Below are 16845 nucleotides of genomic sequence, written 5' to 3' on the forward strand. Positions count from 1 at the left end.
GGGTGGCCGGGGAGGAGGTCCTGCGCCGTACGCGATGCCCCGGTGGCCGGGCCACCGGGGCATCGCGGAGGTCACCCGGGCAGGGCGAGGCCCTTCGGGGCTTCCTGGGACGGACGGCCTTCCGGGCCCTCGCCGTGGTCCGCGCCGGGTGCCTCCCGGCCGGGGAACGCGGTGTTGAGCAGACGCAGCAGCGGGGCGGCCTTGACCGCCGTCTCCTCGAACTCGTCCGCCGGGTCGGAGAGCGCGATGACGGCGCCGCCGACGCCGTAGCGCAGCCGGCCGCCGCTGAGCACGACGGTGCGGATCACGATGGACAGGTCCACCGCGCCGGTGAGGGAGAAGTAGCCGATGGCACCCGAGTAGACGCCGCGCGGCCCGCCCTCCAGCCGGTCGATGATCCGCATGGTGCGGATCTTCGGCGCGCCGGTCATCGACCCGCCGGGGAAGGCGGCCCGGACCGCCGCCACCGGACCGCTGTCCTGGCGCAGCCGCGCCGTGACGGTGCTGACCAACTGGTGCACGGTCGCGTACGACTCCACCTGGAACACCGGCTCGGCGACGACCGAGCCGACCTCCGCGCACCGGCCCAGGTCGTGCCGGACCAGATCCACGATCATCAGGTTCTCGGCCCGGTCCTTCTCACAGGTGGCCAGCGCGCGCACGAGCGCGGCGTCCTCCTGCGGGGTGGCGCCACGCGGCCGCGTGCCCTTGATCGGCTTGGACTCCATCCGACCGTACCGGTCGATGCGCAGGAACCGCTCGGGGGAGCTGCTGAGCACCGCCATCGGGCCGAAGTCCAGGTACGCGGCGAACGGGGCGGCGCTCACCCGGCGCAGTGCCCGGTAGGCCGCCCAGGGGGTGAGGTCGGTGTCCGCCTCGGCCATGTTGGTCAGGCAGACCTCGTAGGTCTCCCCGGCGGCGATCTCCTGCTGGCAGACGTCGATCAGCTTGAGGTAGGCGTCCCGGTCGTGGCGCAGCTCGACCGGCCCGGTGGTGCACCGGGGGGCCTCGGCGCACGGTTCGGGTTCCCGTCCGGCGATGTCGTCCAAGGTGGTGGCGGCCGCCGTGAGCCAGGAGCGCGCCGCCTCCTCGGCGTCGTCCTCCACCAGCGCCAGCAGGTACGTGGTGCGGGTGCGGTGGTCCAGCACCAGGGCCCGGTCGGCGAAGACCAGCACGGCGTCGGGATCGGGCGAACGGTGCGCGGCGTCGCCGTCGCACTCGGCCTTCAGCTCGTAGCCGAGGCAGCCGACCCAGCCGAGCGCGAACTCGAAGGGCAGCTCGGGCACGTCCGTGCGCAGACCCGCCAGGTCGTTCTCCAGCCACGTCAGGAAGGGGCTCTCGACGGTGCTGTCGGCGCCGCCGGCGGTCACCGTGACCGTCCCGGCGTGCACGTCGGCCCTGGCGGTCCGGGCGAGCGGGCCGGAGGCGTCGCCCATCACGGAGAGCTGCCCCAGGCTCCCCCCGGGGCGGGCGCTGTCGAGCCAGAAGGGGTGGTCGCCGGTGCGGAACAGCGCGTCGAAGGCGACCTCGTCGTCCCAGTGGGTGGGCAGTGACTCGACGATCACCCGGAGGCGCCGCGCCGCGCCCGCCGCCGCCGGGGCCGCCGGTCCGCCCGCCGGCCCGGCGGCCGTGACCTCCGGGCCGGGGAGGTCCGCGGCGGTCCGCTGGGCGGGCACGGTCGCCAGGAGCGGACCGCGCCCGCCCGGGGCACCGCGTCGCGGACGGTCGTACCGCTCGGTCAGGCCACGGAAGTTGGCCAGCAGCCGGTGGCCCTCCTCGGTGCCGATCGACTCGGGGTGGAACTGCACTCCCCACAGCGGCAGCGTGCGGTGGCGCAGCGCCATCAGCACCCCCTCCGCCGACCAGGCGGTGGCCTCCAGCTCCGGCGGCAGCTCCGTCACCGCGAGGGAGTGGTAGCGGACGACCTCCAGCGGGTGCGGAAGCCCCTCGAAGAGGCCGGTGCCGTCGTGCCGGACGGCCGAGGTACGGCCGTGGCGGGGCTCGGGGGCGCGTCCCACCCGCGCGCCGTGGGCGAGCGCCATGCCCTGGTGCCCGAGGCAGACGCCGAGCACCGGCAGCCGCCCCTCCTCGGCGATTCCGGCGCACAGGCCGAAGTCGGTGGGGCGGTGCGGGGTGCCCGGCCCGGGGGAGAGCACCACGTTGTCGAAGGCGTCGAGCAGACCGGGGCGCCAGGCCGGGTCGTCGTTGCGGATGACCTCGGGTTCACGGCCGTTGACCCGGGACAGGTAGTGGAAGAGGTTGTAGGTGAACGAGTCGTAGTTGTCGACGAGAAGTGTGCGCATGGTGTCCTTGTCCCTCAGGCGCGTGAGCGGAAAGTGACGGGGGAGGCGGCGGACGGGGCCGCCGTCCGGGCCTGTGCGGGCTCTCCGGTGGTGCGGACCACGGCCGCCGCGTACGCGCGTACGCGGCGGCCGTGCGTCGGTCACGGCTCCAGCGCCTGCCCGGACGGCGGTCCCGCCGCCGTCCGGGCCGGACGCTCAGGCGGTCGGAGCGGGCCGGCCGGGGGCAAGGGCCTGGGCGATCTCCCCGTTGACCGCCTGGAGGTGCTGGGTGAGGAAGAAGTGGCCGCCCGCGAACACCCGCAGCCGGAACGGCCCCGTGGTGTGGTCGCGCCACCGCCCGGCCTCCTCGACCGTGGTCAGCGGGTCGTCCTCGCCCGTCAGGACGGTCAGGCCGCAGTCCAGCCGCCGGTCCGGCGGGCAGGTGTAGGTCTCGATGGCGCGGTAGTCGCCGCGCAGCGCGGGCAGCGCCATGCGGAGGATCTCCTCGTCGCCGAGGACTCCGGCGGCCGTGCCGTTCAGCCGCTTCATCTCCGCGACGATCCCGTCGTCGTCCCGCAGGTGGACCTCCTCGGCGCGGGTGGAGGACGGGGAGCGGCGCCCGGAAGCGATGACGGTGCGCGGCCCGGCGCCCTTCTGCTCCAGCCGCCACGCCGTCTCGAAGGCCAGCGCGGCCCCCATGCTGTGCCCGAAGAAGACGGTGGGCCGCTCGTCGAGTGTCAGGAGCTGCTCGGTGATCCGGTCGGCCAGCGTGCCGAGATCGGTGACGCAGGGCTCCTTGCGGCGGTCCTGCCGCCCGGGGTACTGGAGCGAGACGACCTCGGCGCCCGGGCTGAAGCGGGCCGAGACCGGGTGGTGGAAGCTGGCGGAGCCGCCGGCGTGCGGGAAGCACACCAGGCGTACCGCGTCGGCGTCGGCCGGGTGGTAGCGCCGCAGCCAGAGGGCCGCGATGTCGTCAGCGGTGGTCACGGAGTGGGTCCCTTCGGTGGTTCTGTCGCCGGTCGGTCTTCCGCCGGCGGGAGGCCCCGCGTGCGACGGCGACCCGCTTCCGCCCTCCACCCCGGGGCATGTGGGGACGGAAGGCGTCGGCCGCTCCCCGCGTGAGTGAGGGCCGGGGAGCGCCCACGCGTGGACCGGGGCCGGTGGCCCGGCCGGAGCTGGTCCAGGTGATCGTCACATCGGTTCCGGTCCTCGTGTCGCGCGGGTTCAGTCCTCGTGGACGGTGACCGAGGCCGACGGGCACAGGTCACCCGCCGTACGGACCGCCTCGCGGTCCTGCCCGTCCGGCTCCTCGCGGAGCAGGACCACCACCCCGTCGTCGTCCTGGTCGAAGACGTCCGGCGCGTTCAGCACGCACTGGCCCGCCCCGACGCACTGCTCCTTGTCGACGGTGACACGCATGATCGTTGGCTCCTCGGTGGATGGGGGCGGCGGCGGGCACGGACCGCCTGCTACCAGCGGACCGGCAGCTCGTGCAGCCCGAACAGGATTCCGTCGTACTTGTAGGCGAGCTGGTCCTCGGGGACGGCCAGGCGCAGGTCCGGGATGCGCTCGAAGAGCTTGCGGTAGGCGATCTCCATCTCGACGCGGACCAGGTTCTGGCCCAGGCACTGGTGGACGCCGTAGCCGAACGCCACGTGGCGGCGTTCCGTGCGCTCCGGGTCGAAGGCGTGCGGGCAGCCGAACGCCTCGGAGTCGTGGTTGGCGGAGGCGAGCAGCGGCACGATGCCCTCGCCCCTGCGGATGACCTGGCCGGCGATCTCCACGTCGTCCACGGCCACCCGCAGCGCCACCATGTCGGCCACCGAGTGCAGGCGCAGCAACTCCTCCACGAGCCGGTCGTTGCCGATCCACTCCCGGTGCGAGAGGAGCGTGACGACGCCGAGCCCGATGTTGTTCGCCGTGGTCTCGTGGCCCGCGATCAGCAGGAGCAGCAGGACGCCCGACAGCTCCTCGTCGGAGAGCCGGCCCGTCGACAGCAGGCGGCTGATGAGGTCCTCGCCGCGCCACTTCCGCTTGATGACGATGAGCCGGTTGATGTACCGCAGGAGCTGCCGGGTGGCCTCGGCGCGCTCCTCGTCGGTGGAGGTGCGGATGGCGACCAGGGTGCGGGTGCGGGACTCGAAGAAGTCCCGGTCCGCGGACGGCACGCCCAGCAGTGAGGAGATGACCAGGGACGGCACCGGCAGCGCGAAGTCGTTCACCAGGTCCGCGGTGTCCCCGCCGGCCAGCATCGCGTCGATCCGCTCGTCGACGGTCCGTTCGATCGCCGGCCGCAGCTCGCGGACGCGGCGCACGGTGAACTCGGGGATGAGCACCTTGCGGAACCGGTCGTGCTCGGGGGAGTCCAGACCGACGAACCAGCCCGGGATCTGCTCCTGCTTGGGCACCCCCATCGTCTCGCCGACGTTGGGGAAGCCCTCGTTGTCGGGGTTGGCGCTGATCCGCGGATGGGTGAGGACCGCGCGCACGTCCTCGTGCCGGGTCACCAGCCAGATCGGCCGGCCGTTCGGCAGGTGGGTCTGCACCAGGCCGTTCCGCTTCCGGTGTTCGGCGTACTGGGACAGCGGCAGCGGCTCCTGGGGCGTGCGCCGTGGGAAGTCGACCACCGTCGGGCCGGGGCTGGTCATGTCCGCTCCTCGTCTCTCGTCCTGCGGTCGGCTGTGCCGCGCCCGGTCGGGCGGGCGTCGGGCGGTCGGCACGGCCCGCTGCTCGGGCCGTGGGTCAGCCCGCGCGGTAGAAGTCCCGGACGGCGCCGGTGATGTGCTCCTGGTCGGCGGCGGTCAGCCCGGTGTGGGTGGGCAGGTACAGCCCGTCCTCGCTGAACCGGTGGGCGTTGAGCGTCGGCCACACCGGGTCGAGGTAGCCGGGCTGGCGGCTCATCGGCTTGAAGAACAACCGGGTCTCGATGCCCCGCTCGTCGAGGTGGGCGCGCAGCTCCTCGCGGCGCTCGGCGCGCAGGTCGTACATCCACAGCACGTCGCGCGGGGGCATCAAGGTGATCCCGGGGACGTCCCGGAGCCCGGCGTCGTAGCGGGCCTCGATCTCCCGGCGTACGGCGAGGATCTCGTCCAGCCGCTCCGTCTGGGCCAGCGCGACGGCGCCCTGCATGGCCGTCATACGGTAGTTGTAGGCCAGTTTCTTGTGCAGGAAGCTGTGGTCGCGGGTGAAGGCCATGGCCCGCAGGTGGGCCATCTGCTCGGCGAGCCGGGGGTCGTCGGTGAGGCAGATCCCGCCCTCGCCGGCGGTGATGATCTTGTTGGCGAACAGCGAGAAGCAGGCGATGTCGCCGACCGGGCGGACCCCGTGCGCCTCCGCCGAGTCCTCCACCACCCGCAGGTTGTACTGGACCGCGAGGTCCATCACGGCGTCCATGTCGCAGCGCCGCCCGTAGATGTGCACCGGCATGATCGCCCGGGTGCGCGGGGTGATCTCCTCCTCGACGCGGGTGACGTCGATGTTCAGGTCGTCACCGCAGTCCACGAAGACCGGGGTGGCTCCGGTGTAGGTGACCGCCCACGCGGAGGCGACCATGGTGAACTCCGGCACGATCACCTCGTCGCCCGGACCGATGTTCAGCGCGCGCAGCGCGAGGGTGAGGGCGGCGGTGCCCGAGGAGCACGCGACGCCGTGCCGCACGCCGTTCCACTCGGCGAAGGCGTCCTCGAAGCGCCGGACGTACGGTCCCTGGGAGGAGATCCAGCCGCCGGAGACGGCGTCGGAGACGTACTCCAGCTCTCTGCCGTCCAGACCGGGCCGGGAGACGGGATGGGTGAAGGCCATGGGGGTCCTCGCTGCTGTCGCTCGATGGGTCCGGCCGCCTCGGTGCGGCCGCTGTCATGCCGCCGGGAGCAGGCCGGTCACCAGGTCGGCGGCGGTTTCCCGGCCGCCCGCTTCCCGCTGGAGGGCACCCAGCCGCTCGGCCTCCTCGCGGAACGAGGGCTCCGCGGTGACCCGGGTGAGCTTGTCCACCACGTCGTCGGGGTCGACGGTGTGCGGCTTGTCCAGGGTCAGACTGATGCCGAGGTCGCGGCCGCGGACCGCCTGGTCGAAGCAGTCCACCCACAGGGGCCGCACGACCTGCGGCTTACCGAAGTAGACGCCCTCGTGGTAGGCGTTGCCGCCGCCGTGCGAGAAGAAGGCCGACACGTGCGGATGGGCCAGGACGTCGAGTTGCGAGGGCACCCAGCTCTCCACCCGCAGGTTCGCCGGCAGCGACCCGTCGGCCGGCAGCAGGTGCTGCTGCTCCTTGGGCAGCTTCCACAGGAACTGGTGGGTGGCGGACATCCGCCGGGCCACCTCCACCAGCGCCCCGACCTCCTCGCGGGTGAGGCGGGTGATGGTGCCGAACCCCATGTAGACCACGGACGACTGCTCGTCGAGCCACTTGGAGACCTCGTCGCCGTCCGGGGCCTCCGGCAGCGGCGGCAGCACGGCGCCCACCAGGTTCAGCTTCTCGGGGAGGTCGAAGGGGTAGTCCAGCTCCGCGATGGAGGAGCAGACCACCGCGGCGGCCTCGTCGACCCGGGTCATGGCGTTCGGCGGGGCGATGCCCAGCTCCTTGCGGAGCGCGGCGTCCTCGCGCAGCAGCCTCCCCATCTCCGGGTCCAGGAACATGCCGAGCGTCCGCCACCTGAACATCGTGTTGGCCAGCTTCTGCCGGGCCGACATCCGCGCGGGCAGCCCCGAGTTGGGCACCGGGAAGTTCTTCGGCGTGTACGAGGCCCCGAACGGGTTGTGCGAGGTCAGGACGTTGCTCGCGACGAACGGCACGTTCAGGACGTACGGGATGCCCCGGGCCAGGGCCAGGTCGACGGCGAAGCCCGCCACGCAGTCCACGACCATCAGCGCAGGCCGTACCTCGTCGACGACCTTCTCCAGCTCGCGGTACTTACGCGCCTGGAGCGCGGGCCGGTAGGACTGCCGCACGACCGCGCGGTGCGCCTTGAACCGGGAGGACTGCGTCACCTCGCGGTACACCTCGTCGTCCCAGGTCACCGCGGACAGCTCGGACACCACCTCGCCGAGTGAGGCGAACGACACCCCCGACACGGCCGACAGCGCCTCCACGTCCGCACGCCGGTGCTCGTCGGTGGCGAACCACAGGTCCGCCACACCGCGCCGGGCAAGCTCTCCGGCCAGCACCAGCAACGGGTTGAGCAGCCCGCTCTCGGGGAGGCTGACGAAGAGGATCGGCCGGGCGGCGGAGTCCATGAGGGCCCTTTCACGAGGTGACTGCTCACGAGGTGACTGCGTAAGTGGCCGCGGTCCGCCGGTCACACGGGCGCGGGGCGGCGGCGAGAGCCGCCCGCCGGCCGGGCCGGACGGGGCGGCCCCGACCGCACCACCACTTGATCTCACGTCGGCCACCGGGGAAATCCTTAGATTCGGCGCCGGCCCGCTGCGTCCGCCGGCCGGATGTGTGTAGATGGGGCCCGGTGGACAGGTGACCGGTGCCAGGACGGGCCGGACGCACCCGGCCCGGCCCTGCCCGTACGACGCGAGGGAGACCCCAGTGACCAGCCCGGCCCGCACCGTCTCCCCGGACCAGCCCCTCGTCGGGCGGGGCGGCCAGCTCGACGCCCTCGGCCGGCACGCGGAGGCCGCCCGTTCGGGCAGGCCCCGCCTGGTGCTCCTGGACGGCCCCGCGGGCATCGGCAAGACCGCCCTGCTGGAGGCGGCCCTCGCGAAGGGCGGCCCCCTCTCCGGCATGACCGCCCTGCACGGGGCGTGCCGGGCCGTCGACGTCGCCACCGGCTACAGCGGGGTGCGTGCCCTGTTCGGAGGGCTCGGCCTCACGGGCCGCCGGAGCCGCAACTCCCGGCTCCTGGAGGGCGGGGCCCGGCGCGCGCTGCCCGCCCTGGCGGCCGACCCCGGAGAACTCGACCCCGATCCGGGCAGCACCTTCTCCGTGCTCCAGGGGCTGTACTGGCTGGCGGCCAACCTGATGGCCGACGGGCCCCTGGTACTCGTCCTCGACGACGCCCAGTGGTGCGACGAACGCTCCCTGCGCTGGCTCGACTTCCTGCTGCGCCGGGCGGACGGCCTGCCGCTGCTGGTCGTCGCGGCCCACCGCACCGGCACCGGCCTCCCCGCTCCCGACGCTCTCGCCGACCTTGTCGCCCACCACCTCCCGGCTCCGCTGCGCCTCAGTCCCCTGGACACCGCCGAGACGACGGAGCTGACCGCCGGATTCTTCCCCGGGCAGAAGCCCCTGCCGTCGTTCGTGGGCCACCTGCTCTCCGTCACCGGCGGCAGCCCGCTCGCGATCGTCCGCCTGCTGCGCGACCTGAGATCCGCGGGCATGGGCCCCGACGGGCCCGGCGAGGCCCGCCTGGCCGGAGCCGGCGAGAAGGTCGTCGCCGCCTCGGTGCAGGGCGTCCTCGGGCAGCAGCCGGGCTGGGTACGGCAGGTCGCCCGGGCCGTGGCCGTGCTCGGTCAGGAGGAGCCGGCCTACCTCGCCGCCCTCGCCGGGGTGTCCGTCGTGCACGTGGAGGAGGCCGTGGAGATCCTGCGCCACGCCGGACTGGTCCACCCCGAGCGTCTGGAACCCGCTCACGACCTGGTGCGCGCCGCCGTCCTCGACACCCTCGGCGGCTCGGCCACCGCCGCCCTGCGCGGTCGCGCCGCGCGCCTCCTCAGCGACATCGGACGCCCTCCCGAGGAGAGCGCCGCCCACCTGCTGCTCCTGCCCGGCGCCTCCGACGACTGGGCGCTCTCGGTGCTGCGCGCCGCCGCGGCCCAGGCCGAACAGCGCGGCGCCTCCGAGGCCGCCGCCCGCTACCTGGAGCGGGTGCGGGAGGCCGGGCCGGAGGACCCCGTCGTCCTGTCCCGGCTCGGCAAGGCGCTGGCCGAGACGGATCCGGCCCGCTCGGTGACCCTGCTGCACGAGGCGCACACCCTGACAGCCGATGTCCGGGCCCGCGCCGCCACGGCGGTCCAGTACGGCCTCACCTGCCTCGCCGTGCAGCAGGCACCGGAGGGCGCCCGCGTCCTCACCGAGACGCTGCACGCGCTCGACTCCGAGCTGGGCCCGGCCCCCGAACCCGCCGACCGTGAACTGCGCACGCTCGCGGAGTCGGCCCTGCTGATCGTCGGCTCCGACGAGAAGTCCACCCTGCCCGACGCCCTGCGCCTGGCCGCCGGCCTCACTCCGCCGCCGGGCGACACCCCTGCCCAGCGCCAGCAACTCGCCATGCTGAGCGTGCTCCGGGCCGCGGACGGCGGGGGAGCGGAGGAGACCGCGCGCCGGGCCCGGCGCGCGCTGCGCGCCCCCGGCGTGCCGCTGGGCGTGTGGTCGCTGCTGCCCGCCTCACTCGCCCTGTCGCTGGCCGACGAGAACGAGGCCGCCGACGAGGTGCTGGAGACCGTGCTGCGGGACAGCCGCGACTCCGCCGCGGTGTGGACGTACGTACTCGCGCTCTCCACCCGGTCGCTGTTCCGCCTGGAGAACGGTGCGGTGACGGACGCCATGGCCGACGCGCAGACCGCGTCGGAGATCCTCGGCCAGGAACGCTGGGGCGACACCACCACGATGCCGCACACGGCGTACGCCTCCGTCCTCACCGAACGCGGTGACCCGGCGCGCGCGCTGGCGGCGCTCGACGCCATCAAACGCCCCCACCTCGACCGCTTCGTCTGGGAGTACCACTGGTACCTGATGGCACGCGGCCGGGCGCTCGCCGCCGACGGCGATCCGGGCGGAGCCCTGGAGGTGTTCCGCGGCTGCGGCGACTCGATGGCCGAGGCCGGACTCACCAACCCGGTTCTCGCGCCCTGGTGGCTGGAGGCGGCCTGCCTGCTGGGTGCCGCCGGCCACGGGGCGGAGGCGTACGAGGCCGCCGCGCACGGCACACGGCTCGCCGAACGCTGGGGCACCCCGCGCGCCCTCGGCTACGCCGCGCTCGCCCGGGGCGCGGCCGCGCGCGGTCAGGCACGGACCGGGGCGCTGCGGCAGGCGGTGAGCCTGCTGGCGGAATCGCCCGCGCGGGCCCAGCACGCCCGCGCGTCGTTGTCGCTGGGGCGGGCGCTGGTGGCGGACGGAGCCGTGCGGGAGGGCCGCGAGCACATGCGGGAGGCCGTCGGGCTCGCCCGGCGGTGCGGCTGCGTCGCCCTCGCCCGGCAGGCCCGTGACGACCTGGTCGCGGCCGGCGGGCGGATGCGCGAGGTCACCGCCTCACCCCTGGACATGCTCACCGGCACCGAACGCACCGTGGCCGGACTGGTCGCGTCCGGCGCCGGCAACCGGGAGGTGGCGGAGTCGCTCTTCGTCACCGTGCGGACCGTGGAACTCCACCTGACCAGCGTCTACCGGAAACTGGGGGTGGCCCGGCGGGGCGAGCTGGCCGAGGCCCTCCGCGCGGACGGCACCGCGGCCGCCTCCCGACCGGCCGGACGGCTGAGGGATGCGAAGAAGCGAAAACCATAGGAAGAACACTGGGTTACAGACGCTCACCTGCGGTAGTGCGCAAATGTATGATCATTCCATGCCGCCCATCGAGCTTCCGCTCCTGGAGCGCGACCGTGAACAGGCCGCCCTCTCCGCCGTGATCGGGGAGCTCCGGTCCGGGCGCCCCGCGGTGGTCACCGTGACGGGAGAACCCGGACTCGGCCAGAACGACCTGCTGCGCTGGGCCGCCGAGCACGCCCGGGAGGCGGGCCTGCGCGTCCTGACCGCCCACGCCACCCCCGCCGAGCACGAGGTGCGCTACGGCGTGGTGGCTCAGCTCCTCGCGGCGGAGAACCGCGCGCTGGCCTCCCGGTTGTTCCTCACCGAGGAACAACCGGGAGGCCTGCCGGGGCTCAACGGCCTGCTCGCCGCCGCCCGGCACCGGCCCACCCTGCTGGTGGTGCGCGACACGCAGTGGCTCGACCCGGCCTCCCTGCGGTGGCTGGAAGCCCTCGTCCGCCGGCTGCCCCGGTCCTCCACGGCCCTGCTCACCAGCACCACCGGCACCGCCCTCGCCCGGCCCGAGTGGAACGTCGGCACACCCCTGACCGGACTGGCCACCACCATCGAACTCGCCTTGCCGCCCCTCACCTCCAGCGGCACCGCCACCGCCGTCCTGGAGGTGTTCGAAGTCCCCGGGGACCCCGCCTTCACGGAGGTCCTCGCCGAGGCCACCCGGGGCATCCCGGCCGTCGTCCACGACGTGCTGGACCGTTTCGCCCGCGCCGGACACCGCCCCAGCGCCGATCTCATCGGCCCGCTGCGCACGCTCACCGCCGAGGTCATCGGCGACCACGCCGCCCGCGCTCTGAGCGACCTGCGCGACCCCGCCGCGGTCGACGCCCTGCGCGCCCTCGCCGTCTGCGGCGACCTGCTCGACTTCCCGCTGGTCTGCACCCTCGCCGGGCCGCACGCCGTCTCCGAGTCCCGGCTGCGTGCCGCGCTGGTGGCCAGCGGCCTGACCACCCTCCGCGACGGCTCCCCACGCGTCCAGGACGCGGTCGTGCGTGCCCGCATCCTGGAGGAGATGCCCGCCGCCGCCCGCGCCGAGCTGTACGCGTGCGCCGCCGCCCTCGCCCAGCGCGTCGCCGCCGACGACCAGGGCATCGCCGACCTCCTGCTGCCGGCCCGGCCCATCGGAGACCCCTGGGCCGTCGACACCCTGCGGCGCGGCTTCACCTCCGCCCTGCGCGTCGGGCGGCGCGACCAGGCGGTCGCCTACCTGGCCCGGGCCCTCGACGAACCCCTGCGCCCCGTGGAGCGGGCGCGCATCGAGTTCCAGCTCGCCTCCGTGGAGATGGTCACCGCCCCCGCCGCCGCGGAGCGCCGCCTGAGCGGCCTCACCCGTGCCCCGGGCTCCGGACTGCGTGCCCGCGCCACGGACCTGTGTCTGCTGGGCGGCGACACCCGCTCGGCCCGTCACGCGCTCGCCGGTACCATCGACTCGCCCAGCGCGGCCCCCGAACCGCGCCGCGGCACAGCCGGCGCCCCGCACCTGCCCGGTACGGTCCACGCCCACGACACCGCCCGGCCCCCCGTCCCCGAGCGCACCGGAGGCCGCGGCAGGGGCGGGCCCGGCGAGAATCCCGCCGACGCCGAGCGCGACGAACTGACCGTCCTGTGCCGGGTCGCGTACTTCCTCCGCCACGAGGACGCCGAACTCGACGTGCTCCCTGTCCCCGCTCTGCCCGATGCCGTGCACAATCCGGCCGTCGCCGGAATCTGGGCCTGGGAGCACGGCGTGGTCGGTCTCCACCGCGAGGAGGTGCGCCGGCTCGCCCGGTCCGCCTTCGTCCCCGGCGCCTTCGGACGGCCGCTCCTCGTGGTGCCCCGGCTGCTCGGCTGCCGCGCCCTCCTGCTCACCGACGACGGCGACGAGGCGGAGAACCACCTCGGCGCCCTGCTGGACGAGGCCCGCCGGGAACGCGCGGCCATCTCGGTGGCCCACATCCTCACCGTCCGCGCCGAACTCCACATCCGCCACGGCCGCCCCGACGCCGCGGCCCGGGACCTCGCGGCGGCCGAGGCAGAGCTGCCCCTCGAGCGGCTGCACCCGCTGTTCCTCCCGTACTGGCTCGCGCTCACCATGATCACCGATCTCCAGAACGGCCACGTCGGCCGGGCCCGCGAGACCGCCGCCCGCCCCCTGCCGCCGCTCGCCCACGAGAGCGCCACCGCCGCCCAGTTCCTCTTCGCCCGCGGCGTGCTGGCCCGGACCGACGACGATCCGCAGCAGGCACGGGAGTACTTCCGGGCCTGTGGGCGCCGACTGCTCCAGCACGGCTGCGTCAACCCCGCCGTCCAGCCCTGGCGTTCTCTCGCCGCCGAGGCCGCCCACGCCCTCGGCGACACCGAGGAGGCGCGGCGGCTGGCCGGCGAGGAACTCCGCCTCGCCCGCCGCTGGGGGGCGCCCAGCCCCCTCGGCCGCGCCCAGCTCAGCCTCGCCCTGATCCGTGAGGAGGACCGGGTCGAGAACCTGCGCACCGCCGTCGCCACGCTCGGCGAAGCCCCGGCCCGCACCGCGTACACCCGCGCCGTCCTCGAACTGGCCCAGGCCCGGAGCGCGGGGGACCCGCGCGGACCCGCCCTGGCGCTCGGCGCGGGGGCGGCGGCCCCGCCCGTGAGCGGGCACCCCCTCGGCGCCCCCGTCATGCCGACGGCACAGCGCTCCTGGGGGCCGGCCGGCCCGCCCCTCGTCCAGCCGGCACGAAGCGGCTCGCGCGCCCCGGAGCGGGCGCCGGCCGCCTTGCGCGGGCTGAGCGCCGCCGAACGTGAGACGGCCCTCCTCGCCGCCCGGGGAATGGGCAACCGGGACATCGCCTCGGAACTCGCGGTGACCACCCGCACCGTGGAACTGCGCCTCAGCGGTGTCTACCGCAAGCTCCGCCTCCGCGGACGTGAGGAACTGCGCGCACTCGTCAAAGAATCGGAGGGCAGTTGACCGCATGCTGCTGGAGCGCAACACCGAGATCGCCCTGGTCGACGCCGCACTCGGCGCCGCGGCCGAAGGCAGGTCGTCCCTGGTCCTGCTCACCGGGCCGCTCGGCATCGGCCGCTCCGCCCTGCTCCAACGGCTCTCCGGCCTCGCAGAGGACCAGGACGACGTCCGTGTGCTGCGGGCCAACGCGGCACCGATGGAACAGGACTTCGCCTTCGGCGTCGTACGGCAGCTCTTCGAGACGCTGCTGAACGACTCGCCCGAGGACGTCCTCGACCGCTGGATGGACGCCCACGCCTCCTTCGCCCGCCACGTCCTGGCCGACGACGCCGCGCCATCCGGCGCCGACCAGGCGATCGCCGCCACCGAGGCCGTCCTGCACGGACTGCTCTCCCTGCTCGTCAACGTCAGCGCCGACAACCGCCTGCTGATCCTCGTCGACGACCTGCAATGGTCCGACGTGCCCTCGCTGCGCTGGCTCACCTTCCTCGCCAACCGGCTGCACGGACTGCGGGCCGTCGTCGTCTGCGCCCTGCGCGACGGGGACCCCCGCAGCCACCACACGCTGGTCCGCGAGATCCGCGAGGCCGCCACCCAGACCCTGCGCCCGGCCTCCCTCAGCCGGGAGGCCACCCGCACGCTGGTCCACGCCCGGTTCGGGGAGGCGGGCGACGAGGAGTTCGTCCGGGCCTGCCACGAGGTGTCCGTCGGCAACCCCCTCTTCCTCCTCTCGACCCTCAACACGGGGCTTCTCGGCCACCGGCCCCTGGCCGAACACGCCGAGGAGGCACGCCTGCTGCGCCCCTCTCAGCTCCGTGAACGCCTCGCCAGCATCCTGCGCACCCAGCCCGCCCCGGTCCGTGCCCTCGCCGCGGCCATCGCCGTCCTCGGCGAGCAGAGCGACCCCAAGACCCTCTCCCAGCTCGCCGGACTCGACCCGATCGGCTACTCCGGGGCCCTTCGCACCCTGGGCGCGCTCGGTGCCCTCGCGGCCCCGGACGAACCGCGTTTCGTCCACCGCTCCGTCCGGGACGCCGCCGAGTCCACCCTCACCATGGTCCAGCGGGAGCGGATGCACGACGAGGCCGCCGCCCTGCTGTACACCGCCGGGTTCCCGGCCGAACAGGTCGCCGCGCAGCTCATGGCCGTGGTCACGCGACGCCAGCCGTGGGCCGTGGACGTCCTGCGCGCCGCCGCCGACACCGCGCTGCGCCGCGGAGCACCGGACACCGCCGCCGGCTATCTGCGCCGTGCGCTGCTGGACAGCACCGCGGCAGGCGTGGACCGCGCCCGCCTGCTCGTCGAACTCGGCACTGCCGAGAGGGGGTTCGACCCCCTGGCGTGCGAACGCCACATCGCCCAGGCGATGACCCTGCTGCCCGGCCCCCGAGACAGAGCCGTCGCCGCGCTGCGCCTCTCGCCGACCCCGCTCGGCCCCGCCCCGCTCACCGTCGTCGACCTGCTGCGCCAGGCCGCCGAGGGCCTCGGTCCCGCCGACCTGCTCACCGGCCCCGACCGCGACCTCGCGCTGCGCCTGGAGGCCAGGCTGCGCCACTGCGGGCACGAGGACCCCTACGAGCTGGCCGCCTCCGCCGACCGGTTGAAGGAGCTGGGCCCCGAGCCGCCGGTCGACACCGGGGCCGAGCGGGAGCTGACGATCGCCCTGCTCGGCGCCGCGACCCTCGGCTGCCACCTGCCCGCCTCCGAGGTGGTGCGCCTCGCCGGACGTGTCCTCGACCGCGAGCCCGCCACCTCCGCCCGGGTCCACTCGACCCTCCCGCTGGCGATCATCACGATGATCGCCGCCGACTCGCTGGAGGCCGTCGACTCCTGGCTCGCCGTCGAGCACCGCGCCCACGCGCAGGGGACCACCCCCGCCAACGCGCTGGTCCACATCGAGCAGGCCCTCGTCCACCTCGGCCGCGGCCGGCTCGCCCAGGCCCGGGAGCAGTCCGAGACGGCCCTCGGCATGACCGAGTCCGCCGACCACGGCCTGGGCACCGCGGCCACTCTGACGCACGCCATCGTCGCCCTGGAGTCCCGCGATCCCTCGCTCGCCCAGAAGGTGCTGCGGCGCGCGAGCCGCATCCGGCCGCAGGGCCTGACCCTCACCGGCATCCTGCGCCTGCTGGAGGCCACCGGCGAGATCGCCGCGGGCGACCACACCGGCGCCGTCGACTCCCTGCACTCCTGCGGCCGCCAGTTGGAGGCCGCGGGCTGGCTCAACCCGGTCCTCTTCCCCTGGCGCCCCTGGGCCGTCGGCGTCCACCGCCGCCTGGGCGACGTACGCACCGCCCGGAGCCTCGCCGAGGAGGAGTACGCGCGCGCCGAACAGTGGGGCGCTCCCGTCGGCGTCGGCCGTGCGCTGCGGCTGCTCGGCCGTCTGGAGGACGGCGGCCGGGGCACCGCCCTGCTGCGCGAGGCCGTCACCGTGCTGCGCGGCTCCGCCAGCCAGCTCGAACTGGCCCGTGCGCTGCTCTCCCTCGCCGAACGCCTGGGCGGTGGCCCCGAACCCGAGGCGTTCGCCAGGGAAGCCGCCACCCTGGCCATCGCCTGCGGCGCCCCAGGCCTCGCCGAGCGGGCGGCGCGCGGCGCCGGCGACCGCTCCGCTCCGCCGCTCACGCCGGAGAACGCGCTCACGCCGACCGAGCGCCGCGTGGTCGGCTTCGCGTGCCGGGGGCTGACGAACCAGGAGATCGCGGCCGCCCTCCAAGTCAGCTCGCGTGCCGTCGAGAAGCACCTGACCCACGCCTACCGGCGACTGGGCATCTCCGGCCGCCAGGAACTGATCGCCCTCTTCTCCCGTACGGAATTCACGGGGGTCGGCGAGTAATACGCCGCACGGGAAACGCCCGGGACTCGTTCCGCCGAACATTCGGAGACGGTCCCGGGCATTCGTGCTTCTCCGGCAGGGTGAGGCCCGGAGGATCCGAAGGCCGTGGAACTGTCGCTTGTGACCCCATCCGGAAAATGGGCGACGTGTGGCATCATCTCTGCGGCGCGAGGGGAACATTCCACGACACGATAAGGGCTTTCCGGCCCCGATCCGGGGGCCGTTCGCCGCACGCGGTCCGTCCCGGCAGGTCGACGAGGTACCGAACGGTGGGTCGCGGACACCGAACCCCCTCCGGCCGAACCTCTTCGGTACGGGACCGTAC

The 16845-nt window shown here is 74.5% G+C and carries 9 protein-coding genes; 3 read left to right on the plus strand and 6 right to left on the minus strand.

Annotation, left to right across the window (positions count from 1 at the left end):
- Nucleotides 1–71 precede the first annotated feature (71 nt).
- The 6 genes from pabB to Sdia_RS16030 all read right to left on the minus strand — a co-directional run bounded on the left by pabB (nucleotide 72) and on the right by Sdia_RS16030 (nucleotide 7514).
- A complete protein-coding gene (gene pabB / locus Sdia_RS16005; protein ID WP_229831111.1) occupies nucleotides 72–2303 on the minus strand; it encodes an aminodeoxychorismate synthase component I in 2232 nt (743 codons plus the stop codon).
- 195 nt (nucleotides 2304–2498) lie between these two features.
- Nucleotides 2499–3269, minus strand: coding sequence for a thioesterase II family protein (locus Sdia_RS16010; protein WP_100457005.1), 771 nt, complete (start codon nucleotides 3267–3269; stop codon nucleotides 2499–2501).
- A gap of 237 nt (nucleotides 3270–3506) precedes the next feature.
- Entirely contained in the window at nucleotides 3507–3701 is a 195-nt protein-coding gene (locus tag Sdia_RS16015) for a ferredoxin (protein ID WP_100457006.1), read from the minus strand.
- 50 nt (nucleotides 3702–3751) lie between these two features.
- Nucleotides 3752–4930, minus strand: coding sequence for a cytochrome P450 (locus Sdia_RS16020; RefSeq protein ID WP_185392714.1), 1179 nt, complete (start codon nucleotides 4928–4930; stop codon nucleotides 3752–3754).
- 94 nt (nucleotides 4931–5024) lie between these two features.
- Entirely contained in the window at nucleotides 5025–6083 is a 1059-nt protein-coding gene (locus Sdia_RS16025) for a DegT/DnrJ/EryC1/StrS family aminotransferase (RefSeq protein ID WP_100457008.1), read from the minus strand.
- Nucleotides 6084–6137: 54 nt separating this feature from the next.
- Nucleotides 6138–7514, minus strand: coding sequence for a glycosyltransferase (locus tag Sdia_RS16030; protein ID WP_189500183.1), 1377 nt, complete (start codon nucleotides 7512–7514; stop codon nucleotides 6138–6140).
- A gap of 301 nt (nucleotides 7515–7815) precedes the next feature.
- Between Sdia_RS16030 and Sdia_RS16035 the strand changes: the two genes are divergently transcribed.
- Genes Sdia_RS16035 through Sdia_RS16045 form a run of 3 tightly spaced genes read left to right on the plus strand, consistent with a single transcriptional unit; the run spans nucleotide 7816 to nucleotide 16520 of the window.
- The gene (locus tag Sdia_RS16035; protein ID WP_124288319.1) at nucleotides 7816–10728 is read left to right on the plus strand and encodes an ATP-binding protein; all 2913 of its coding nucleotides are present in this window, start codon (nucleotides 7816–7818) and stop codon (nucleotides 10726–10728) included.
- 58 nt (nucleotides 10729–10786) lie between these two features.
- Entirely contained in the window at nucleotides 10787–13690 is a 2904-nt protein-coding gene (locus tag Sdia_RS16040; RefSeq protein WP_189500184.1) for a helix-turn-helix transcriptional regulator, read from the plus strand.
- Between the two features lie 4 nt (nucleotides 13691–13694).
- Entirely contained in the window at nucleotides 13695–16520 is a 2826-nt protein-coding gene (locus tag Sdia_RS16045; protein WP_124288321.1) for an ATP-binding protein, read from the plus strand.
- Nucleotides 16521–16845 lie beyond the last annotated feature (325 nt).

This window comes from Streptomyces diastaticus subsp. diastaticus (assembly GCF_011170125.1).
GTDB classification, from domain to species: domain Bacteria; phylum Actinomycetota; class Actinomycetes; order Streptomycetales; family Streptomycetaceae; genus Streptomyces; species Streptomyces diastaticus.

Bases quoted from the DNA above. Each gene is read 5' to 3' on its own strand.
- Sdia_RS16020 (WP_185392714.1), bottom strand. From the start codon at position 4,930: ATGACCAGCCCCGGCCCGACGGTGGTCGACTTCCCACGGCGCACGCCC.
- pabB (WP_229831111.1), bottom strand. From the start codon at position 2,303: ATGCGCACACTTCTCGTCGACAACTACGACTCGTTCACCTACAACCTC.
- Sdia_RS16040 (WP_189500184.1), top strand. From the start codon at position 10,787: ATGCCGCCCATCGAGCTTCCGCTCCTGGAGCGCGACCGTGAACAGGCC.
- Sdia_RS16015 (WP_100457006.1), bottom strand. From the start codon at position 3,701: ATGCGTGTCACCGTCGACAAGGAGCAGTGCGTCGGGGCGGGCCAGTGC.
- Sdia_RS16025 (WP_100457008.1), bottom strand. From the start codon at position 6,083: ATGGCCTTCACCCATCCCGTCTCCCGGCCCGGTCTGGACGGCAGAGAG.
- Sdia_RS16030 (WP_189500183.1), bottom strand. From the start codon at position 7,514: ATGGACTCCGCCGCCCGGCCGATCCTCTTCGTCAGCCTCCCCGAGAGC.
- Sdia_RS16045 (WP_124288321.1), top strand. From the start codon at position 13,695: ATGCTGCTGGAGCGCAACACCGAGATCGCCCTGGTCGACGCCGCACTC.